General features: G+C 70.4%; 21 protein-coding genes. 13 read left to right on the forward strand and 8 right to left on the reverse strand.

From position 1 onward, the window contains the following. Positions 1-179 precede the first annotated feature (179 nt). From AMK27_RS07080 to AMK27_RS07115, 8 genes are all read left to right on the forward strand, one after another. Positions 180-2,504, forward strand: coding sequence for a phosphoketolase (locus tag AMK27_RS07080; RefSeq protein WP_073903626.1), 2,325 nt, complete (start codon positions 180-182; stop codon positions 2,502-2,504). Positions 2,505-2,758: 254 nt separating this feature from the next. Further along, the gene (locus AMK27_RS07085) at positions 2,759-4,123 is read left to right on the forward strand and encodes an NAD(P)/FAD-dependent oxidoreductase (protein ID WP_073903628.1); all 1,365 of its coding nucleotides are present in this window, start codon (positions 2,759-2,761) and stop codon (positions 4,121-4,123) included. A 351-nt stretch (positions 4,124-4,474) separates the two neighbouring features. Beyond that, on the forward strand, positions 4,475-4,888 hold the full coding sequence (locus tag AMK27_RS07090; RefSeq protein WP_073903630.1) for a phage holin family protein: 414 nt from the start codon (positions 4,475-4,477) through the stop codon (positions 4,886-4,888). Next, positions 4,885-5,373 carry a DUF3618 domain-containing protein gene (locus AMK27_RS07095; protein WP_073903632.1) on the forward strand — a complete coding sequence of 163 codons (489 nt, stop codon included), beginning with the start codon at positions 4,885-4,887 and terminating at the stop codon, positions 5,371-5,373. Before AMK27_RS07090 ends, AMK27_RS07095 begins: the two co-directional genes overlap by 4 nt. Continuing rightward, the gene (locus AMK27_RS07100; RefSeq protein WP_073903634.1) at positions 5,370-5,636 is read left to right on the forward strand and encodes a DUF4235 domain-containing protein; all 267 of its coding nucleotides are present in this window, start codon (positions 5,370-5,372) and stop codon (positions 5,634-5,636) included. Before AMK27_RS07095 ends, AMK27_RS07100 begins: the two co-directional genes overlap by 4 nt. Before the next feature lie 417 nt (positions 5,637-6,053). Then, entirely contained in the window at positions 6,054-7,172 is a 1,119-nt protein-coding gene (locus AMK27_RS07105) for a hypothetical protein (RefSeq protein ID WP_073903636.1), read from the forward strand. 150 nt (positions 7,173-7,322) lie between these two features. Then, entirely contained in the window at positions 7,323-8,603 is a 1,281-nt protein-coding gene (locus AMK27_RS07110) for an ATP-grasp domain-containing protein (protein WP_073903638.1), read from the forward strand. Between the two features lie 65 nt (positions 8,604-8,668). Further along, positions 8,669-10,714, forward strand: a complete 2,046-nt coding sequence (locus tag AMK27_RS07115; protein ID WP_073903640.1) for a CocE/NonD family hydrolase — start codon at positions 8,669-8,671, stop codon at positions 10,712-10,714. A 31-nt stretch (positions 10,715-10,745) separates the two neighbouring features. Here AMK27_RS07115 and AMK27_RS07120 read toward each other — a convergent pair whose 3' ends face one another. Genes AMK27_RS07120 through AMK27_RS43485 form a run of 3 tightly spaced genes read right to left on the reverse strand, consistent with a single transcriptional unit; the run spans position 10,746 to position 13,214 of the window. Further along, positions 10,746-11,642, reverse strand: a complete 897-nt coding sequence (locus AMK27_RS07120; RefSeq protein WP_073903642.1) for a sucrase ferredoxin — start codon at positions 11,640-11,642, stop codon at positions 10,746-10,748. Between the two features lie 10 nt (positions 11,643-11,652). Further along, positions 11,653-12,858 (reverse strand): cupin domain-containing protein, encoded by a 1,206-nt coding sequence (locus tag AMK27_RS07125; RefSeq protein WP_073903644.1) that lies wholly within the window; start codon positions 12,856-12,858, stop codon positions 11,653-11,655. After that, positions 12,855-13,214, reverse strand: coding sequence for a BatC protein (locus AMK27_RS43485; RefSeq protein ID WP_073903646.1), 360 nt, complete (start codon positions 13,212-13,214; stop codon positions 12,855-12,857). The genes AMK27_RS07125 and AMK27_RS43485 overlap by 4 nt, the downstream gene beginning before the upstream one ends. A gap of 550 nt (positions 13,215-13,764) precedes the next feature. Here AMK27_RS43485 and AMK27_RS07135 point away from each other — a divergent pair. Beyond that, entirely contained in the window at positions 13,765-14,037 is a 273-nt protein-coding gene (locus AMK27_RS07135) for a hypothetical protein (protein WP_198955801.1), read from the forward strand. A 160-nt stretch (positions 14,038-14,197) separates the two neighbouring features. Then, entirely contained in the window at positions 14,198-14,425 is a 228-nt protein-coding gene (locus AMK27_RS07140; protein ID WP_073903650.1) for a hypervirulence associated TUDOR domain-containing protein, read from the forward strand. Positions 14,426-14,487: 62 nt separating this feature from the next. On the opposite strand, the gene AMK27_RS07145 is transcribed toward AMK27_RS07140, so the two are convergent. The 4 genes from AMK27_RS07145 to AMK27_RS07155 form a co-directional block, all read right to left on the reverse strand. Then, complete coding sequence (locus AMK27_RS07145; protein ID WP_073903652.1) at positions 14,488-14,928, reverse strand: hypothetical protein; 441 nt, start codon at positions 14,926-14,928, stop codon at positions 14,488-14,490. Positions 14,929-15,213: 285 nt separating this feature from the next. Further along, positions 15,214-15,735: a DUF6328 family protein gene (locus AMK27_RS07150; protein ID WP_073903654.1), complete on the reverse strand. Its 522-nt coding sequence runs from the start codon at positions 15,733-15,735 to the stop codon at positions 15,214-15,216. A gap of 156 nt (positions 15,736-15,891) precedes the next feature. Then, a complete protein-coding gene (locus tag AMK27_RS42660) occupies positions 15,892-16,068 on the reverse strand; it encodes a hypothetical protein (RefSeq protein WP_158076905.1) in 177 nt (58 codons plus the stop codon). A 165-nt stretch (positions 16,069-16,233) separates the two neighbouring features. Beyond that, positions 16,234-17,628, reverse strand: a complete 1,395-nt coding sequence (locus AMK27_RS07155) for a carotenoid oxygenase family protein (protein ID WP_073904064.1) — start codon at positions 17,626-17,628, stop codon at positions 16,234-16,236. 1,083 nt (positions 17,629-18,711) lie between these two features. Here AMK27_RS07155 and AMK27_RS07165 point away from each other — a divergent pair. Next, entirely contained in the window at positions 18,712-19,473 is a 762-nt protein-coding gene (locus AMK27_RS07165) for a bestrophin-like domain (protein ID WP_073903658.1), read from the forward strand. A 231-nt stretch (positions 19,474-19,704) separates the two neighbouring features. Here AMK27_RS07165 and AMK27_RS07170 read toward each other — a convergent pair whose 3' ends face one another. Next, positions 19,705-20,229 carry an Imm21 family immunity protein gene (locus AMK27_RS07170; RefSeq protein ID WP_107425484.1) on the reverse strand — a complete coding sequence of 175 codons (525 nt, stop codon included), beginning with the start codon at positions 20,227-20,229 and terminating at the stop codon, positions 19,705-19,707. Positions 20,230-20,470: 241 nt separating this feature from the next. Between AMK27_RS07170 and AMK27_RS07175 the strand changes: the two genes are divergently transcribed. Further along, positions 20,471-20,860 (forward strand): VOC family protein, encoded by a 390-nt coding sequence (locus AMK27_RS07175; RefSeq protein ID WP_073903662.1) that lies wholly within the window; start codon positions 20,471-20,473, stop codon positions 20,858-20,860. A gap of 494 nt (positions 20,861-21,354) precedes the next feature. Next, positions 21,355-21,792 carry a hypothetical protein gene (locus AMK27_RS07180; RefSeq protein WP_073903664.1) on the forward strand — a complete coding sequence of 146 codons (438 nt, stop codon included), beginning with the start codon at positions 21,355-21,357 and terminating at the stop codon, positions 21,790-21,792. Positions 21,793-22,058: the final 266 nt, after the last annotated feature.

Raw genomic sequence — 22,058 nt, forward strand, 5'->3', positions numbered from 1 at the left:
GGCATCAATACCCATGACCGGGGCAGGGGCAGGAGGAAGCCACTTGCTCGTCGTGCGGCTTGCGTGGTGAGCGATTCGCTCGTCGCCTGCCCCCCGGTTTGTGACACGCCCGGGGAAGGCGCTCCCGAGCCGCAGCTCCGGAGCATCGAGTCACACGTGTTCCGCCGACCGGAGGTGTCGTGACCCCGTACACGAGAGCGGCCGACTACGCCGCCGCAGTTCTGATCTTCCTGCAGGACAACATCCTGCTGAAGGAGCCGTTGAGGCCGGAGCACATCAAGCCGCGGCTGCTGGGACACTGGGGCTCCTGTCCCGGCATCACCATGGTCTACTCCGCTCTGAACTCCCTGATTCGACAGCGCGGCACCGACATCCTGCTGGTCACCGGGCCCGGCCATGGCGCGCCGGCGGTACACGCCAACCTGTGGCTGGAGGGCACCCACGAGGACCATGACCCCGCGCTGGCCAGGACGGGTGCCGGACTGCAGGAGCTGGCGCGTCGTTACAGTGCTCCGGACGGCTTTCCCAGCCATGTCTCGCCCGCGGTACCGGGCACCCTGCACGAGGGCGGGGAGCTCGGCTATGCCCTGGCGACCGCGTTCGGAGCCGCATGGGACGCCCCCGACCGGATCGTGGCGTGCATCGTCGGTGACGGAGAGGCGGAAACCGGGCCCACCGCGGGCGCCTGGCATTCCACCAAGTACCTCGATCCCGTGACTTCGGGCGCGGTCCTGCCGGTCCTCCACCTCAACGGCTACAAGATCGCCTCCCCTACGCTCTTCGCGACCATGACCGACGAGGAGCTCACCGACCTCTTCCGGGGCTACGGCTGGGACCCCCGCGTCGTCGATGTCACCGGCGATCCGCCCGGAGACCTGCTTGCAGCCGCAGTCCTCGAAGCCCACGACACCATCCGGGATCTACAGCACCGGGCCCGCGCGGGCGATGTGCCGGCCCGACCCGCCTGGCCGATGATCGTGCTGCGCAGCCTCAAGGGGCAGGGCGCACCGGCCGAGGTCGGGGGAACGGCCATCGAAGGCACCTTCCATGCCCACCAGGTGCCGCTGCCCGACGCCCGTGAGGACCCTGAACAGCTTGAGGCCCTGGAATCCTGGCTGCGGTCCTACCGTCCCCAGGAACTGTTCGACGAAGAGGGACGGCCGGTGGCCGCGGTACTCGCCGGCGTGCCCGGGCGGGACGGCCGGATCGGTGCCCAGGCTGCCGCGAACGGAGGGCGACTCCGCCGGCCGCTCCCTCTCCCCGCCCTCGAACCCCACGCCGTGGACCTCTCCAAGGGCCCGGGGTCGGCGCTGGCGAGCCCCACTCGAGTGCTGGGCGGTTGGCTGACCGATCTCATGACGGCGACGGAGGCGCGCCGCGACTTCCGCATCGTCTCTCCCGACGAGCTGGCGTCCAACAGACTCGACGCCGTCCTCGCCGCCAGCGGGCGCGCCTACTGCTGGCCGGTCGAGGAATACGCCGAGGACCTGAGCCCGTCGGGCCGGGTCATGGAAGTGCTGTCCGAGCACAACTGCCAGGGCTGGCTCCAGGGCTACCTGCTCACTGGCCGGCACGGCCTCTTCCCCACTTACGAAGCCTTCGCCGCGATCGTCGACAGCATGGCCAATCAGCACGCGAAGTGGCTGAAGACGTCCGGGGAGATCGACTGGCGCGATCCGGTCAGCAGCCTCACGTATCTGCTGAGCAGCGAGGGCTGGCGCCAGGAGCACAACGGCTACAGCCACCAGGGCCCTGGATTCATCAACAATCTGCTGAACCGCAAGAACACCGTCACCGGTGTCTACCTGCCACCCGATGCCAACACCCTGCTGGTCACCATGGAACGCCTTCTCGACGAGACCGGGAAGATCAACGCAGTCGTCGCCGGCAAGCACGACGCCGCCCAGTGGCTCGAGCTGGACGCCGCCCGCGCACACTGCCAGGCCGGCGCCTCGGAATGGGCGTGGGCCGGCCACTGCGACGACGGGCCGCCCGAGGCTGTCATCGCCTGCGCCGGAGGCATCCCGACCGTCGAGTCGCTCGCCGCCGCCGACCTGCTGCGCCGCGACCTGCCCGACGCCCGGATCCGTTTCGTCAACATCGTCGACCTGTGCGCCCTCGCCCCGCCGGACCGTCACCCCCACGGCTTGTCCGACGAGCGGTTCCGCCACCTGTTCGGGGACCGGACCCCGGTGGTTCTCGACTTCCACGGCTATCCCTCGGCCGTTCACCAGCTCCTCCACGGCCGTCCCCACCCCGACCGCTTCCACGTCCGCGGCTACATCGAAGAGGGCACGACCACCACCCCGTACGACCTCCTGGCCCTCAACGGCACCACCCGCCACGACCTCGCCATCGCCCTCCTGAGCCATCTCGGGCGCCACGCCGGCCGTCGCCGACAACTTGCCGAGCGGTACGCCCGCCATCGCGACGAACTCCGGCGCGAACTGCGCCGCACCGGCGTGGATCCCGCCGAGATCACCGAATGGACCTGGCCGGCGTGATCGGCGGCATCCCGTACTCGACGCGGGCTCCTGCGGCACTCGTCTCGCCGGCGTCGACGCCCGCGAGCGGACGCCGGAAGAACCTCCGTAGCCGCAAGCCGTCCACGGGCAGGTCGTCCGCCACGAACGATCGGCAGCCTCTTCGCCGGCGAACCGGGCCCGCCGCAGCCGTTCGCCACGCTTTCCGCGTGCATGGAACGGCCTCCCGGGGAAGGCGGGCAGAGGACGCGTATACCCGAGAAGGGACGGACCCCATGGCACGACCGAGGATCGTGATCGTCGGCGCGGGCTTCGCCGGAGTCGCCTGCGTACGCTCCCTGGAGCGGACGCTGTCACCCGAAGAGGCGGAGATCCTGCTGGTCACTCCGTTGTCCTACCAGCTCTACCTACCCCTGCTGCCGCAGGTGGCCTCAGGGGTGCTCACCCCCCAGTCCGTGGCCGTGTCGCTGCGCCGCAGCCGCCGCCACCGGACCCGGATCGTGCCCGGCGGGGCCGTGGGCATCGACACCCGGGCCAAGGTCTGCGTCATCCGGAAGATCACCGGAGAGCTGGTCGACCAGCCGTACGACTACCTGGCGCTCGCGCCGGGAAGCGTGACCCGCACCTTCGACATCCCCGGCCTGACGGAGCACGGCCGGGGCATGAAGACGCTGGCCGAGGCCGCCCACCTGCGCGACCACGTGATCGCCCAGCTCGACCTGGCCGACGCCGCACCACCGGGCTCGGCGGAGCGGTCCTCACGACTCGGGTTCGTCGTGGTCGGCGGCGGCTACGCGGGCACGGAGACGGCCGCGTCCCTGCAGCGGCTCACCACGAACGCCATCGGCCGCTATCCCCGGCTGGACCGGCGCGAGATCAGCTGGCACCTCGTGGACGTGGCCCCGAAGCTGATGCCCGAGCTCGGCGACCGGCTCGGCCGGGCGGCCCTCGACGTGCTGCGCCGCCGAGGCATCGAGGTCTCGCTCGGTGCCTCCGTCGCCAAGGCGGGCCCCGAGGACGTCACCCTCACCGACGGTCGCGTGCTGCCGTGCCGCACCCTCGTCTGGACCGCCGGCGTCGCCGCGAGCCCGCTCGTCGCCACGCTGGGCGCCGAGACCGCCAGGAGCGGCCGGCTGGTCGTCTCGCCGGACCTGCGGGTGCCGGAGGCGGAGGGCGTGTTCGCCTTGGGTGACGCCGCCGCCGTGCCCGACCTCGCCGGCGGAGGGGGCGATGCGGTGTGCCCGCCCACCGCGCAACACGCCCATCGCCAGGGCAAGGTCGCCGCCGACAACATCGTCGCCACGCTCCGCAGCACGCCCCTGCGTTCGTACACCCACAAGGACCTCGGGCTCGTCGTGGACCTCGGCGGTCGCGACGGCGTCTCCCGTCCGCTCGGCATCGACCTGCGCGGGATGCCCGCCCAGGCCGTGGCCCGCGGCTACCACTGGGCGGCACTGCGGACCGGCGCCGCCAAGACCCGGGTGATGACGAACTGGCTCCTGAACGCGGTGGCCGGCGACGACTTCGTACGGACCGGATTCCAGACGTACAAGCCAGGGACACTGCGGGACTTCGAGCACACGGACGACTACCTCACCCCGGAGGAGGTACGGGCCCACACGGCGACCTACGGAGGCTGACCGCTCCGGCGAGCGAAACCCGTCGGCGGGAGCCGGACGGAGCAAGGGCCTGCGGCTCCCGCCGGACCCCGGGCGAGCGCGCTGCCGTCCGTCACGGCCTGATCCGCCCCCGTGCCGCCGCCTGCCGCCGAGCCGCCTTTCGTACAAACAGTGTCTGCCGCGTGGGTGTCGGAGGCGTTGCGGGGTAGGCGCGCCGTGACGACGAAATGACCACTCCTGAACCCGGAACGGCGACGACTCGGTCAAGCACAGCGCCGATGCCTCCAGCCAGGACAGCACCCGCGCTGTCCAGAGCCCTGACCGACGTGACGGCCGTTCGAGCACATCGACGAAAGGCAAGGTGTCCCCCTCATGAGCACGGTAGAGCGGCAGCCCCAAGCCGCCGACGACCCGGTGGGCGTCCTGGTCTCACGCGCCTCGCAGCAGATGTCCGAGCTGGTGCGCGCGGAGATGCAACTGGCCCGGGCGGAGATGACCCAGAAGGGCAAGCGCTACGGGAAGGGCGGTGGCCTCTTCGGCGCCACAGGAATCATCGGCCTGCTGGGACTCCAGGCTCTGACGGCAGCCTGTATCGCCGCCCTGGCGCTGGTTCTGCCGGTGTGGGCGTCCGCCCTCGTCATCACCGCGGTCCTGGGGATCCTGGCGGCCGTGACCGGCCTGGCAGGGAGGAAGCAGATCGCCCGGGCCGGTACCCCGGCTCCCGAGCACACCATCGACAGCGTCAAGGCCGACGTGGCCGAGATCAAGGAGAAGGCACACCGATGAACGACGACGCCCGGACCAACATCGGCACCCCCGCCCCCACCCCTGCCGAGATCGGCTCCGCCGAACTGCGCGATCAGGTCGAACGGACCCGCGACGAGCTCGGCCGGACCGTCGAGGCCCTCGCCGCGAAGACCGACATCAAGGAACAGGCCAAGAAGAAGACAGCGGCCTTGAAGGGCCAGGCCGCGGAGAAGGCGGCACTGGTCTCGGAACAGATCCGCGAGACGGCGGGGCACGCCGCCCAGGTGGTGAAGGACAAGACCCCCGACTCGCTTCAGCAGAAGACCGCGCAGGCCGCGGCACACGCACGGGAGAGCGCCGCCAAGGCGGGCCAGTACGCGACGGACAAGACACCCGACCCTCTTCTGGAAAGGGCCGGGCACGCGACGACGGCCGCACGCGCCAACCGCACCCCGCTCCTGCTGGCCGGGGCCGCGGTGGCCGTCTTCGTGCTGGTCCGTCGCAGCCGGGGACGTAGCCGATGAAGGCATCCAAGATTGCGTACAAGCCCATAGGGCTGGCCCTGGGCGCCCTCAGCGGTCTGATCGCGGGCGCCGCCTTCAAACAGGCGTGGAAGCTCATCGAGGGCGAGGGCGACGCCCCTGACGCCACCGACGAGGACCGGGCCTGGAAGGAGATCCTGCTCGCCGCAGCCATCCAGGGGGCGATCTTCGCCGTGGTCAAGGCCTCGGTCGAACGGTCGGGGGCTGTGACGGTCCGGCGCGTGACGGGCACGTGGCCGGGCTGATCAGCCGCGGTGCCGGCCGCCTTCCCCGATCCGGCCGGCACCGCCCGACGCACCCCGTAGCGGCAACGCTCCTTTCGTGGAGGGCGCCATCGCCGTGCGACACGGCACTCCGCGTTCCCTGGCCCGGCAGGCGATCAACACGCTGAAGACCTGCACATGGCGCGTTCAGCGCGGGGCATGTGCAATTCGAGCATGGATACGGGCGGCACAACGGTCGTACGACCCTCCCGTCGGCGGGCGTGCCCCGGGACACCGATCCTGTCCGCACCGAGCCCGCTTTCTCCGGTTCCCCGTACCACCACGAACCAGCTCCCGGCGGCATGCGCGGCTGACCGGCAGCCAGGTGATGCCGGGGAGGGGACCCCGCCCGTCCGGGCGCGACCGGGAGAGCGTGATGCGGGGGAGGAGGGGACGACGATGCTGCGCAGAGCGCGGAACGCGGTCGCCGCGGTGGCGGGGGGCGTGGGCAGGGGCCTGCGCGCTCCCGGGCCGGAGCGGGACGATCTGCTGCTCGGCGCGAAGAGCGTGGGAGCATCCACGTTGGCCTGGATGCTCGCCCGGCACCTGCTGCCCGCTGCTGTGACGACCTTCGCCCCGTTCACCGTACTGGCCGTGCTGCAGGCGACGGTCTACCGATCGGTACGCGAGTGCGCCCGGTACCTGATGGCCATGGCCGCGGGGGCCGTGCTGGCCGCCGGCCTGGCGGCCCTGGCCGGGATCCACTGGTGGGCTTTCGCATCTCTGGTGCTGCTGGGCCTGGCCGTCGGCAGATTCCGCCCCTTCGGCAGTCAGGGCGCCCAGGTCGCCGTGGTCGGGCTCTTCGCTTTCACCACCGGGCAAGGACACATCGACTACGTCGGCCACCTCATCGCATCCGTGGCGATCGGAACGGCCTGCGCCATCGGTGCGCACCTGCTCCTCGCCCCCGCCCGGCACACCCGCCGCCATCAGGAGGCGGTCGCCCTCGTCTGCCACGAGATCTCCGCCGGCACGCGCTCGCTCGCCGACCCGTCGGCCACCGGCGACGGCGATGGGGACGAAGTGGGACGCCTGCGCGCGGGGTGGCGGCGGCTGGCATGGGAGTGCGACCGCCTGCACGGTGAGGTGGACACGGAGACGGAGAACTCACGCCTCAATCCCCGCCGCACCGTCGACCCCCGCCATGAGGCCATGCCCCGAGCCCGCGAGGCGCTGACCATCGCCCAACGCTCGCTGGACCACCTGCAGTCCATCACGCGGACCCTGGAATACGCTCTGGCCGACGGACACATCCACGCTCTGCCCCCGTCGTTCCGTGCCGACTACGAGGCGTTCCTGAACGGTGTGGCCGACGTCCTCGAAGAGATAGGCCAAGCCGGACGGACCGACCCCCGGCGCCTGGAGCAACAGTTCGCCCACGTCGGCGACCATGTGCACCACCTGCAGCGGCCGCAGGCGGTTCCCGCTGCGCCGACGATCCGGGGGACCCTGCTGACCGACGCCGGCCGACTCGTGGCCGATATCCGCTCCCATCTCCACGTCATCGCCGTGACGTAGACCCCGCGAGCCTCCCCGCGACACCGCGGGGCTCCGACAGAGCCGCAGCTGCGCGTCGGACGAGGCGACGGCCGCGTCCTCGCATGATGCCCACAGACAAGGGCAGGCGGCCCGGAGTAAGGGAACGGCCCGCTCCGAAAGGACATCGACGTGCCCACTGACCAGCTCAAGAACATCTTCGTCATCGGTCTCGACGACGCCAACCTGCCGACTCTGGGAGCTGTCCCGGACGCGGACACGTACCGCTTCCACCGCCTCCTCACCATCGAGGAGCTCCAGGAGGGGGAGGTCTCCGTGAACCGTCTCCTCGAACGAGCCAGGGCGGTCCTCGACGCCCACGAGGGAAGCATCGACGCGATCGTCGGCTACTGGGACTTCCCCGTCAGCACCCTCGTCCCGATGCTCGGCGAAGAGTACGGCACGCGCACCACGAGCCTGGAGTCCGTGGTCAAGTGCGAGCACAAATACTGGAGCCGCCTCGAACAGCGCAAGGCCGTCGATGCCCACCCGCGGTTCGGCCGCGTCGACCTCGACACCGCCGACCCGCGGCCGCCCGAGGGCGTGAGGTTCCCCATGTGGATCAAGCCCGCCCTCGCCTACTCCTCCGAGCTGGCCTTCGGCGTCAAGGACGAGGCCGAGTTCCGGGCCGCGGTGGAAGAGATCCGCGCCGGCATCGGCCGCGTCGGGCGTCCCTTCGAGACCGTCCTCGACCTGCTGGACCTGCCGGAGGAGATGCGCGGTGTCGGCGGGGAGGTCTGTCTGGCCGAGGAAGCGATGACCGGTGTCCAGGTGGCGGTCGAGGGATACGTCTACCAAGGCCGGCCTACGGTCTACGGCGTGCTGGACTCGATCAACTACCCCGGCTCACCGTGCTTCCTGAGGCACCAGTACCCCAGCACTCTGCCGCCCGACGTGATCCGCGCACTGCACGAGGTCAGCGAGCGCACCATGGCGCAGATCGGCTTCGACTCGGCGACCTTCAGCATCGAGTACTTCTACGATCCCCATACCGGCGACGTCAGCCTGCTGGAGATCAACCCCCGCCACTCACAGGCGCATGCGGAACTCTTCCAGTATGTCGACGGAGCCCCCAACCACAGCCGGATGATCAGTCTGGCGCTCGGCCGCGACCCCGCGCTCCCCAGCGGCCAGGGGGAGTACGCCATGGCAGCCAAGTGGTACTACCGCTGGTTCGCCGACGGAACAGTGCGCGGAATACCGAGCCCCGAGCGGATCGCCGCCATCGAGCGGGAGATCCCCGGCGTCCGGATCGACGTCGTCCCCCACGAGGGGCAGAGACTCTCCACCGTGTCCCAGCAGGACAGCTACAGCTATGAAGTCGCCCACATCTTCACCGGCGGCCACGACGAGGCGGACCTCCGCCGCAAGTTCGACCGCGCGGTGGCCGCCCTCGGCCTCACCTTCGACTGACCGGCCGGCCGGTGGGCCCTGCCCCCATGAAGCCGGACTCAGCGAGCACAGGAGGTAGCTCCTACATGCGATACGTGGACCAACTACCGCACTCGATCAAGGAGGAGAGGCATGTCGCTGTCCCCATGACCGACGGAACCAGGCTTTCTGCACGGATCTGGCGTCCCCACTCCTCCGACACCGAACCCGTCCCGGCGGTCCTGGAGTACATCCCCTACCGGAAGAACGACCTCACCTCCACCCGCGACGCCATCCACCACCCTTACGTCGCCGGACATGGCTACGCCTGCGTCCGCGTCGACATCCGGGGCACCGGGGACTCCGGCGGCGTCCTCCTCGACGAGTACCTCGAGCAGGAGCAGGAAGACGCGGAGGAGGTACTGGCCTGGCTGGCGGAACAGCCCTGGTGCGACGGCAGCACGGGAATGATGGGCATCTCCTGGGGGGCCTTCGCCGCCCTCCAGGTGGCCGCCCGCCGCCCCCCGAGCCTGCGCGCGATCTGCGTCTCCTCGTTCACCGACGACCGGTACGCCGACGACATGCACTACCTGGGCGGAGCCATGCTCTCCGACAACCTGGCAGAGGCCGGGACCATGTTCGCCTACGCCACCTGCCCGCCCGACCCGGCCGTGGTCGGGAACCGATGGCGCGACATGTGGGGCGAACGCCTGGAAGCGGCCCGTCCCTGGGTCCTTGAATGGCTCCGCCACCCGCAGCGCGACGACTACTGGCGCCACGCCAGCCTGAGCGAGGACTACAGCGCCCTGCGGTGTCCCGTCCTCGCCTCCAGCGGCTGGGCCGACGGCTACTCCAACGCGGTGACACGGCTGCTCAAGCACATCGACGTGCCACGCAAGGGCCTGATCGGCCCGTGGTCGCACAAGTTTCCGCACCTCGGGGAACCCGGACCCGCCATCGGATACCTCCAAGAGGTGGTGCGGTGGTGGGACCACTGGCTCAAGGACGTCGACAACGGCGTCATGGACGGCCCCATGCTGCGGACCTGGATGCAGGAGAGCGTCCCGCCCTCCACCTCGTACGAGGAACGCCCCGGCCGTTGGATCGGCGAACCCTCCTGGCCCTCCCCGAACGTGACCGAGACCGTCCTCGTCGTGCGGGACCGGACGCTCCGGATGCCCGGGGCGCCCGGTCCGGACGACGGACCCCCTGCCGCGGACCACGCGCACACCATCCAGTCCCCCCTGTCCGTCGGCCAGTTCGCCGGAAAGTGGGCGTCGTACAACGCCCCGCCGGACCTCCCGTACGACCAGCGCGAAGAGGACGGCGGCTCGCTCGTCTTCCAGACCGAGCCCCTGACCGAGCGGATCGAGATCCTCGGCGCACCCGCCGCCGTCGTGGAGCTGTCGGCCGACGCTCCCGTGGCCCAGCTGAACGTCAGGCTCTCCGACGTCGCACCCGACGGCCGCTCGACCCGGGTGACCTACGGCGTGCTCAACCTGGTGCACCGCGACAGCGAGGCCGCCCCCAGCGCCCTGACGCCCGGCCGCCGCTACACGGTCCGGGTGCCGCTCCACGGAGTCGCCCAGGCGTTCCCACCCGGTCACCGCATTCGGCTGTCGCTGTCGACCTCGTACTGGCCGCTCGTCTGGCCCGCCCCCGAACCGGTGCTGCTCACCGTGCACGAGAACGGAAGCTCCCTCACCCTGCCGGTCCGCGCCGCCGACGCCGTGACCGACGCGGAGCTGCGTCCCTTCGGCGAACCGGAGGGCTGTGAGCCGCCCGCCGTCACGCGGCTGAGTGAACCGGAGCAGGCGTGGACGGTCTCACGCGATCTGGTGCACTACCGGTCGGTGCTCGACATAGTGAAGGACCAGGGGATCCAGCGGTACGAGGACGCGGGTATAGACGTGGGACTGAGGGCGTGCGAGCAGTACAGCTGGATCGCCGAGGACTTCGACTCGGTGCGCGGAGAGTCCGCCTGGACCATGACCTTCGCCCGACCGGACTGGGAGGTACGGGTCGAGACACGCACGGTTCTCACATCGGACGCCGACACCTTCCACGTCGACGCGACCCTGGACGGTTACGAGGGAGGACGCCGGGTGTTCTCCCGAACCTGGAACGAACACGTCCCACGTACCCACGTCTAGGACCCTGTCCGACGAGGAGCGAGTGAGGAGATCAGCCGACGCGAAGCGACATGACGTCGTAGTACACCGCCGAGCCGGGGGACGGGCCGCGGCAGGTCAGTTGGTGTGCGGGTGCGCGGCGGGCGCGGATCTCGACCTCGAAGGTCGACAGTCCACCGAGGCGGCCGGCGACGCGGATCCGCCAGCGTTCGGCGTCCCGGACCGCCTCCTCGATCACGTAGTCGTGCCGACCCGACGGGCCCGCGTGGCGGAGCACCGCGGCCAGGGCGGCCTGATGGGGTGGGACGAGGTCGGTGTATCCGCGGAGGTGGTCGGCGCGGATGCGGTTCGTCAGGTGCTCTTCGACCACCGTGAACGCCAGAGGGGCGTCGAGGTTGCCATAGTAGACGCCGTCGGGTGCGGCGACGACGTTGGCGGCGAACCGGTCGCCTCCCACGTGGCTGCACTCCCACACCAGCTGCGGCCAGCCCTCACTCAGCGCACGCGCCACCGGGCGGCCGCGGACGGCACAGCAGGTGTCGTGCAGGCCGTGGGCACAGACGAGGAAGACGGGCGGGTGCCCCCTTTCTCCGGGCGCGTCCAGGGCGGTGACGATTCCCGCCAGGTCCCTGTCGTCGTCCCAGGTTCCCCATTCCTGGCTGTGGGCGCCGTCCTTCTCGTAGCGCAGGACGGCCCACCGCGGCCGTTCGTCGGGCCGTCGGCGGCCGTGGCGTCTGATCAGCAGCACACGTGCGCGCACCGCCTGGGCGGCGGAGCGCACCAGTGCCTTGACCTCGGGTTCGAGGTCAAGGCCGTCGAAGCCGTTGGACGGCCAGCCTGCCCGGTACTCGATGAGGATCCAGACCGAACCGTACGGTGCTGTGCCGGCGATCGGGTCGCCGCGCAGGCGAGCGGCGTCGGCGCAAAGGAACCGTGCCGGAGTCGTCATGGCGTCTGCCTCATGACTCGGCGGGCACCAGTACACCTGCGCGGAGAAGCCGTTCGACGAAGGGAAGACCCAGGTCGCCGGCCAGGTGAGTGCCGCCGCCGAGAACCCTGAGCGCCGCCGGGAGGTCCGACGGCGGGAAGTCGAGCCACCCGACGCGGGTGGCGAGGCGCCGGCCCACCAGCCTTGCCTCCACTGCCTGGCGAAGCCGCACCGGCGTGTGGGGCGCGAGGCTTTCGAGAGCCCTGAGTTGCGCCAGCGGCCCCATGGGCGCGGGGCGTGCCTGGCTGCGGCGGGTGCGGTGGAAGAGGGGAGTGGGGTCGGCCTCGCCGAGCGCCGCGACGAGGCATCGGCGCACGAGGGCGAGCTCATCGCCCGGTTCGTCCACACCCAGGGGAAGCGACCCTCGCATCTCCACGTCCTCTCCGAGCAACGCCAGTGCGGACTGGGCGAGCTGTTCGGCCAGCGCGTGCCGAGTCCAGGTGTGGACGCCGAGAGTCAGATGGATCGACACCGAGCCCAGAGCCTCGGCGGCGTGCAGCCATCCGCGCGGCAGATAGAGGACGTCGCCGGGTTCGAGCACGGTGTCGATGTACGCCTCTGTCCGCGCGGCATCGGCGACAGCGGCGCGGTGAGCGGTCCAGGGTTGGTCGCGCAGCGGGTTCGGGTGCACGGGCTCGTGGATGATCCAGCGCTTGGTGCCGGTGACCTGCAGGACGAAGACGTCGTGGACATCGTAGTGGTCGTCGAAGCCGCGGTTCTGTGGCGGCGTGACGTAGGCATTGGCCTGCACGGGGTGGCCCAGTTCCGTGCCGAGCCGCGTCACCAGGTCCGTGACCGGCTCCCAGGTCCGCTGAAGGGCTTGCAGGACCAGAGTGCTGCCGTCGGCGAGGCTCCGCCACAACGCGGTGTCGTCCAGCTGGTCCGCGACCGACGCGCCGACTCCTCCTGGTGAGGTGAACGAGGACTCGGGAGCGGCGGAGCCGTCCTTGGCGACGCGCAGGAACGGCGTGCGGAGCCCACGTCGGGAGACCAGCTCGTCCACCGCCGACGCGGAGAACAGGTCGGAGAAGTCACTGACTCCGCGAGTGAGCAGCGGAGCGCGCCCCCAGACCTCCAGGGCGAACTCCTCGCGGCTGAGCCCGATCAGACGCGTCTCCAGGACACGGCCGTCGGATTCAGCGGCCGTGTCCCGAAGGGTCGTGGGGACGGTGCTCAAACGCCGCCGCCGCCTTCTTCGGCCCCGCCGTCGGCTCCGCCGTCGTGCACGCCGGGCGTGCCGGCCGCGCCACCGTCCGCCGGACCTTCGGCGCCTCCGTCGGCTCCGCCGTCGTGCACGCCGGGCGTGCCGGCCGCGCCACCGTCCGCCGGACCTTCGGCTCCTCCGTCTGCGCCGCCGTCCGCACCCCCGTCTGCGCCGCCGTCTGCGCCTCCGTCGGCTCCTCCGTCTGCGCCGCTGTCCGCGCCTCCGTCGGCGCCTCCGTCCGCACCTCCGTCATGAACGTCGGGTGTGCCGTCAGCACCGCCGTCCATCGGACCTTCCTGCTTGTTCGGGTCCTGCTCGGGGTGCGCCATGTTTCCTCCTGAAGACAAGGACGATCGCTGAGAGGTCGGTGAATTCGGACCCTCAATCCAAACTCACGCACGTGGGAAGGTGCGGCAACCGGAGCCCCCACCGGGCCCTTACGGAGCGGCTGCCTCTCCGCAACGGCTTCCGGCGCGAGTGGCGCCCGGACGCTGTGCGATACGCGACGTCAGGGCGGGCACCGCCAACCGCGGGAGTGACCGGCTGGACCAACGTCTCTCCGCTCCCTTCGAGTGCGGCTGCGCTGCTGGTCGGGCGGGCGTAGCGTAGGAAGCGCCGCCATGACGGCTGCCTGTGGCGCAGGGCATTGCGCTTCAGCCCCCAGGGGCGAGTCCTCACCCGGCCTCGAAGCCGAGGAACGGGCAACATCACCCGAACGCCCATGGGCCAGTGGCCACGTCCTGCATCCCTGCCCCCCACGATCAGCCGCCCGGTCATGCAATCGGCGCCCGCCTCGGCAGAGGCCGCGTTGCGTGCCGGTCCGGCGGAAAGCAGCCGGCCATGCCTTCGGACTACGCAACCGACGGCCACGCTCTGCTGGTGAGCCTCCCAGCCGACCTGGACGTCCACGGCCGCGCCACGGCAGCCCTGCGGCTCCAGACCCTGATCCTCACCTACCGGCCGCGCCTGGTGCGCCTCCACATGCCGATGGGGCCCCCGACCGCCCCCTCGCTCAGCGTCCTCGCCCGCCTGCTCAAGCTCTGCGACGGTCTCGGCATCCTCCTCTCGCTCACCACACGACCACTTGCCGCACTGTCGGCATCGCCGTCCCGGCCCGGGAACGTGCGTCATCGGTGGCCGTCTCGGGCGTGAGGTGGAGGTGGAGGTGGATGCTGCTGGCAGGGCCCTCGGCGGGAGCGGATGCGTCACACGGTGAATGACCGGAGCCTGGAAGTGTGACCGGTCCGGAGGGACGAGCGATACGCGGCCGGGGCGGATGCATCCAAGCTGAACGATCCGGCGAGGAGACGTCATGGTGAAGAAGGACGACGTGCACAAGGGCGACGAGGTGTCGTGGAAGAGCCATGGCCAGACCGTGTCGGGGAAGATCAAGAAGAAGATCACTTCCCGAGGCCGGGCCGCAGGACGGACGGTCGATGCCTCGCGGGACGAACCGCAGTACGAGGTGGAGAGCGACAAGACCGGCCGCTCCGCCGTGCACAAGCCCGGTGCGCTTCGCAAGAAGGGGAAGGCCTCTTGACGGATCGATGAGGCCCAGCCAGAACTGCGCTGACGCCATGCGGTCGGCCTCGCCGACAGGCGTCAGGAAGGGCGAGCGGTGTGATCCGGGTGGCCCGCGGTCCGGCGGGCTTCCTTCATCGCCGCTTCGTAGAGGTGATCCCTGCCGCCCGCCAGGGCACGCAGCGCATGGCGTTCGAGGTCCCGAAAGGGCTCGTAGTAGGTGCTGTTGTACGCCTCCACGATCTGGAAGGTCCAATGGCCCGGGATGACATTGCGCCCCAGTACCTCGGCCTCCACACGGTCCGCCCAGGAGCCGTGACCGGCCTCCCTCAGCAAGGCGACCGAACGGTCCAGTTCCAGGTCCGCGGTCCCGGTCAGCTGGTGGAACCCGTAGAGGTGGCCACGGGCCCGCTCTACCGTCTCGAGTGCCTTCGACAGTGACCCCAGGGCTTCGACCGTCGCGGTGCTGACCGCGTCGGGTCGCGTGTGGCCACCGTCAGGACCGTCATCAGTGCGCTTCATGACCGTCCCCTGCCCTGCCCTGCCGCACCGTAACGCGCGTTCACGACATGCACCCGGAAGGAGTCACCGACGTGACGCCATTCGGAACGACAGGTCAGGCGCGCGTCACGAGCAAGGTGTGCGGTGTGCGCGATCCCCTCGACGGGTGAGGCGGTCAGTGCACACCGGCCCGCCGTGCCGGAGCCGAGGACGCTGCGTAAGAGGTACCGGTAGAGGGTCCGTCCCGCCACCGGGCTCCTTCGCCCCCGCCTCTTTCGCCCCCGGCACGTACGGCACCGGTCCTGGTCAGTCCTCGTCGCCGCTGGAATAGCGGAAGCGTGCCCAGTAGGGCAGGACGAACCAGCAGCACAGGTACCAGGTCACGACTCCGGCCACGAGCCACGGTACGTATCGGTCATGCGTCGCCACGCGGAGGATCAGGAACAGCGAGGACGTCAGAGTGGCGAGGAGCAGCACAAGGCCGGCGAAGATGAGCCGAGAGGCCCAGGCGACGCCGTGGGGCTTGAGGTGACGCCCGGACACGATGCGGTGAAACGCCACCGGTGCTATCAGGGCCCCCGTCGCCAGGGACCCGAGCACGACCGTGGTGAGGTAGATCGTCTTGTCGGTCTGTCCCAGGCCCCGGAAGGTCGGGGTGAAGACCACGGTGAGCAAGAAGCCCAACATGATCTGCACCCCGGTCTGCGCGACCCGTATCTCCTGCATGAGCTCCGTCCACCGACGGTCCGCCCGTTCCTCCTGCGACTCGTCGCGCGCACGTCTCTGTCCGTCCGTACCGCTCACACTCGTCTCCTCCGTCGTCGCCATGGCACCCTTGTGCCCCGGACAACGGCACACATTCGCCCTCGTGTTCGAGGGGGCTCGCGAGTGTGAGCGCCGGCAGCCCCAGGGACCCACAGAGCCCGCGCCCGGTGAGGCCGACGTGCGCGCCGTTGCGCTCAACCGACCTCTCCAGGAACGCCGTCACGGACTGAGCGAGTCGACGAGGTCCAGGAACAGGGACACTCCGAAGAGGGCGACGGCCGCGCCCCCGAGCAGCAACAGCGTCGCCACCAGAGCGAAAGCCATGGTGATGCGGGCACGCCTGAGGGCTGACCGGTAAGAGCTGTCGTCGTCCCAGTCCTGATCCCGATGATCCATACCCGCCCCCTTGGCAGGCACCCTACAAGGCGGGCGAGCCGGCTGGAGCTGAGTGACCGCCTGAGCCCGGTAACCGGGGCCAGCCGGCGGCTGCAACGGGCAGACCCACCCCCGCTCAATTCGAGCCCGCTGGAGCCGAGATCGTCACGTGCTATCGGACGGCGCTCACTCCTCGGCTGCCTGGCCGCCTTCGGTGGGGAGCCAGCAGCCGTGCAGACCGAGCGGGACCCGGACGGGGATGCGGGCGCGTGCCACCGGCCCGGAGGCCGGGTCCTCGGCGGGCACGACCAGGAACCAGCTCGACCCGTCGGTGCGGTCGGTGGCGAAGGTGAGCCAGTAGCCGCTCTCCTCCGAGTCGGTACCCGGCTCGGGCGCGAAGACCGGTTCGCCGACCGACAGGTCCCCGGCGTCCCAGACGTGGGAGGCCCCCGTCTCCAGGTCGTGGAAGCGCACGGCGTCGTACTCGCCCGACAGCAGGTCCGTCCGGCCGGTCGAGGTCGCCAGCGCGGTACGGCGATGGCGCCGCCCGATGAGGCGGTCGTCGATGCGGGGGAACTCCACGCGGGCGTCGTCCAGCAGGGTGCGGGTCATGGAGCCTGTCGCCGGGTCGATGACCGCCCGCGTCAGACCGCCACTGACCGGGTCCTGAGCCGCGCCCGGTGCGCTGCCGACCGTCAGCCGGCTCCACTGAACGTAGTCCAGGACGACCGGGGCGTCGGCGCCGGGGCCGTCGTCGTAGGCGTTCACGGTGTGCCACGTCCAGAACGCCTCGTCGGCCGCCCAGCGCGGCGGACTGCCGTCGCGGGGGATCAGGGCCACGCGGGTACCGCGCTCGGGCCGCCAGGCAAGGAACGAGCCGCCCGCCATGGCCGCGTCCAGGTCGAAGAAGGCGGGCGCGAGGACCAGGACGGCAAAGCGGCGGGTCAAGGCCATGTCGTGGATCATCATCGGCTCGTCGACGCCGTCGACGAGGGTGGGTCCGCTGGTGACGGTGCCGTCGCGGCCGATGACCGACCAGGTCAGGAAGGGCGGCTCCAGGCCGTAGCAGAACACGACCATCTCGCCCGTGACCGGATCGATCTTGGGATGGGCGGTGATTCCCGCGGGCAGGGCCCCTTCGAAGTCCTCGCGGCCGAGGGTCTCCAGTCCGGCGCCGATCCGGTACGGGGAGTCCGACTCGGCGAGGGCCAGCAGGCGGCCCCCGTGGCGTACGACGTTGATGTCGGGCAGCTCCCGGAAGGTCCCCGCGAGCTCCGGTCCGACCTGCTCGGCATCCGGAAGGATCATCGACTCCAGGCCTCCCCACAGAGCCCGCCCGGCCCATTCCTCGGCCTCCAGGGCAGGAGTGCGCACGAAGCGGTTGCGGTAGCGTGCGCGGCCCTCGGAAAGCCACACACCGTGCAGCATTCCGTCACCGTCGATGGGGTACAGGTACGAGCCGATCGGGGTGAAACGGGGATTCGGTCCGTTGCGCAGGTACAGGCCGTCCAGGGCGGCCGGGATCTCGCCCGTGACCTCCAGCTCGGCGGCGTCGACCTCCTCGGTCACCGGCGCGAACATGCCCAGCAGGTGGGGGACGCGGGTGGGGTCGAAACGGGGCGGTGTGTGCGTGTTCACGGAACCTCCCGGAACGCGGGCGCGGCGCCATACGGCGCCTTCCAGCACCTTCCAGTGAAACGCGACCCGTACCCCGGTGCCAGCGGCCAGGGCGCTCCCCGCAGTACGCGGGCGGGCCGGCCCGGCCACCCCGCTTGGGCACGGCGTCGTAGCGCTGCGTTCACCCCGATGGCAGGCGAGCACGTCCGATCTCCGCGTGACTGGTCGGGCCCATGATCGTTACCCGCAGTGGCAGCTCCGAGGGCAGTGCCAGAACCGCCCTCTCGAGCCCTGAACGCGTGTCCGACGTCAGGTCGTCACGGGGAGGAATGACGAGTGGGTGGCTGGATCAACATCGGTCTCGGGGCTGCGGCGGCACTGTGCCCACTGCCGCACCACGGAGACGTGACCGTCGTCATGGACCACTCTCCCGCTCACGGTCACCTGGTGGTGTGTGCTCCGGACGTATGGGTCGACATGGGCTACGGCGACGGGGCGCCGGAAGCCCCACGCCCCACGTGCGCCCCGATGTCCCCGTCGCCTACGCCGCCACCTTCTCCGCGGCCCACGGCGCGGCCCACGACACCGCCGCCTCCGCCGAAGGCGCCACTACCGTCTCTGCCCCTTCCCGACCCCGAGCCGGCACCGCCGAGGCCGCCTGCCCTCTCGCCACCGAAATCCGCTCCGGAGCCCGCCGCCCCGGAACCCCGAGCACTCCCAGCACCCGGCCCCGAATCGGCGCCACCAGCACCGAGCATCACGACGGCCGCTCCGGCGCAAGCGCCCGAGGGATTCCAGTGGGAGCCGCGCTCGCACTACACGGGTGGCCCGTCCCGCCCCGCTCCGCCGAAGCTCTCGATGACCATGTCCACGGTCGTGATCACCCTGCCGGCCGTTCTGGCCGCGGCCGCCTTGCGGCCCGGGTCCCGTCGCCGGGGCCGCCGCTGACGGTCCCTGCCTCTCGTCCGCTCGCCGGGCCGCTGGCCCGCCCGCCGCGCCCGCCCCCGTATCTCGTACACATCGCCTCGCTCGTCCTGGAGTTCTGCAATGCCGGAATGGCTCGTCTACACCCTGGCCTCGGCCATGGTCTGCGTTCTCGTCGTCACGGCGACCGTCCTGCGGCACCGCCGCGTGGCCGTCGACGAAGACACCTCAGAGACACCGGACGTGCTCGAGTACATGGTCATGATGGTCGGCGTCGTCTACGCCATCGTGCTCGGACTGGCGATCGCCGGCGTGTGGGAGGCACGTACCGCGGCCGAGGACACCGTCCAGCGCGAGGCACAGGCGCTGTACGAGATCGATCAGCGCCTGGACGTCTACCCGGCCGCCTTCCGGACGCAGATCAAGGAGCACATCGACGCCTACGCCCGGCACGCGGTCACCGCCGAATGGCCTGCTCTGAAGGACGACCTCCCCGTCGACAGCACCGGCGCCGAACTGCTGCGCCGCATCAGGAGCGACATCGCTCACCGAACCCCGGCGGACGAGCTCCAGGCCCAGGCCTACCAGCCGCTCCTGGACCAGGTGGCGGCGGCGGACGACGCCCGCCACCAGCGCCTGGACACCTCCGGCACCACCCTGCCCGCGGCCCTCTGGTTCGGCCTCCTCGCCGGCGCCCTGGTCACCCTGGGCCTGCTCTACACCCTGCAGATCCGCCGCTCCGCGCGCGAACTGCTACTGGCCACCACGTTCAGCGCCTTGGTGGTCTTCCTGCTCTTCCTCGTCTGGAGCTTCGACGCGCCCCTCGGCCACTCCGGAACGGACTCCGCCCAGCCTCTGAGTGACCTCTTCACCACCGCGGTCTGACCAGGAGACACGAAGGAACGCGACAGCGCCTCCGCGCCCAACCGGAATCCGGATCACGAGTACTGCATCCGGACCGGGCTCGGCGGCGGAAGTGCCGGTGAGTGCCCGCCTTACATCCCCCGAGAGGCGGGCACTCGCTTGCCCAGGACAAGGCGCTCCGGCTGAGCCGGTGGGCGGTGGCTGCCGGCGTCGCTGCGATGCACCGCACCCGGCGGCCGAAGCTCGGCCCGTTCAGGATTCGGCGGGCAGGAGTTGGACCAGGCCGACCCAGTTCTCCCCAGCCACCCATGTCTGCGTGGCGCGGACCTGCCAGCGGCCGGCGGGGAGCGGGACCGGCGCCTCGGCAGGCATCCCACCGTCGGGGTATTCGACGCCCAAGTCGGAACCCGCTTCGGCAGAGTCCATGAGCACCGCAGGACCGTCCGAGACCCAGGTGCCGCACTCCTCCCACACCGTGGCCGGGTCTGCGAGGACGGCATCTGCCGCGGCGCCGAGTCCGGCCTCGCTATCGGCGGCGAGCCACCGCAGGAACGCTCGGTGTTGGGGCAGATAGCAGCTGGTCGCCGGCTCGTCCGCCAACACCAGCGCCTGCGCGCCGTTCTCGTCGATGGGGATCACGCCGGCCAGATCATCCACTGCGCAGGCCCGGTCGTAGTCGTCCGGGGCGGTGGCGTCTCCTGGCATAAGACCACTCTCCGTGCACCCGCCCCAGGCGGCAAGGGAGGACACGGGGATGACGATCAGAGGGCCGCCCATCGACTCCACCCAGACAGGGGAGGGTCGGGAGGCAAGGTCTGCGGTCGGTGGAGAGGTGATCACGCACTCAGTGTGCCCTCGCCCACTGACACCGTCCCGCGCTCATAGGGACCCAGCACGGGGAAGGGCTCAGCACTCGCGGCGCAGAGCAGTTACGGGACACCCTTCGCGAGGCTCTGCCGCTCGTTGCGAACGTGCCTATGACGCTCGGCGATCGGGTGTGCCCTGAGAGGATCAAGGCATGGAGGAGTCATCTATGCAGATCAACGCCCTCGTCATCGATGCCGCAGACCCTGAGCGACTTGCCGCGTTCTGGTCCGAGCTGCTTGGAAGGCCGGTCGTGGGCCGCATGGGCCCCTACGTGTGGCTGCAGCGCGAGAGGGGCCTCGGCCTCGGGTTCCAGCGAAGTGACGAGCCCAAGTCAGGCAAGAACCGCATGCACTTCGACGTCACCTCACCCAACCCGACCGCTGAGCAGCAGCGTGTCGAGGCACTCGGCGGCCGCCGGCTGGAGGAATACGCCACCGGCGGGTTCCTCGTGATGGCCGACCCCGAGGGCAACGAGTTCTGCATCATCCCCGAGGGCCCGTTCGAACTCGATGACGAGGGCTGCGCGGACTACCTCTCCTGACGTGCCGCGCCTTGACCCTCGCGGATGTCTGCACCGTGGTGCCTCCCGTAGAGACCTCTCAACCTGCCCTGTCCATACAGGAGGCGCCTGATGCTGGCGGATCCGTTGCCCGGGGGCGGCGGTCTGAGCACCGGCCCCGGGGGTCCGCCGGACGGACCCGCGCGCCCCGGCAGGGAGGCGGCCGGGGTGCGGGGTGTCCGGCTGCCGTACGGATCCGGGCGGCAGCCCGTCGTGCGGGCGGGGGCATGCCCTTTGACGCCGAGGGGAAGTGGCGCCACGAGGACGGCCCGCTCCGGAAGGCCCACCCCCCAAGGTGTGCGCTTCCGACATCGGGGCGTCTGACCCGACTCCCTCTGCTCAAACGTTCCGCGGTGCAGTAACTCTGAATGCCCATCACGCCATTCCGGCGGGCAACTCGCGCACCGTGTACCGCCTCTGGGTAGTCCTCGTCAGCGGATGAAAAGGTGTGGATGCGTGAAGGGGGAGAACGGCCCATGTCGATGTGGTTGACGCTCACGAAGATTGAACCGTCGCTTGTAGAGGAGGTTCTGGAGAAGCGCGAACCCCTCGTGCGTAGCTCGACGGGAGACACCTTCGCGTGCGACTACCGCAATCTTGACGCAGTGGCTGAAGGACGTGCCGAGGTTGAGATGGGCGCGGCGGACTGGACGACCGTCTACCCGTGGCTTGCGAGGTCGGTCGGACACGGCTCCTCCGCCGTGAACGAGCACGGACCGGGCGACGCGTCAGAGTTCGTTCTTACCCTCGATGAGGTGCGCCGGGTCGCCGAGGGTCTGGTCACCGAGGGGTGGGCCTCCAGGAACGCAACGGCGTGGGCCGTGAGCAGCAAGGATCGCGGGCTGGAGGATCTGGGCCCGTTCTTCGCTGCTGCTGCCGTTGAGGAGAAGGCGGTTGTGGGCAAGGTCAACTGAACTCATGTGAAGGCATCTTGCGAGGAGTGCGCAAAAGAGGCGGGACCTTCCTGTCGTAGACCTTGAGACGTACCGCGTGGTTGGTCGGCCCGCCCCCGGTGGCATGAGCAACCACTCGTGCCGCGGCAGGTGGCGGTTCCGGTGTACTCCTTCCGCCCGGGCTGGCCGGGCCGTGTGTGCGCGGCGAGCCGGTGGGCGCGGTTGATTGTCGAGTCGACTGAGACCATCCGTCGATGGTCGGCGAACGGACGCCCTGCCTTCCCCAC

The sequence above is a fragment of the Streptomyces sp. CB02009 genome, assembly GCF_001905825.1.
Classification (GTDB): Bacteria; Actinomycetota; Actinomycetes; order Streptomycetales; family Streptomycetaceae; genus Streptomyces.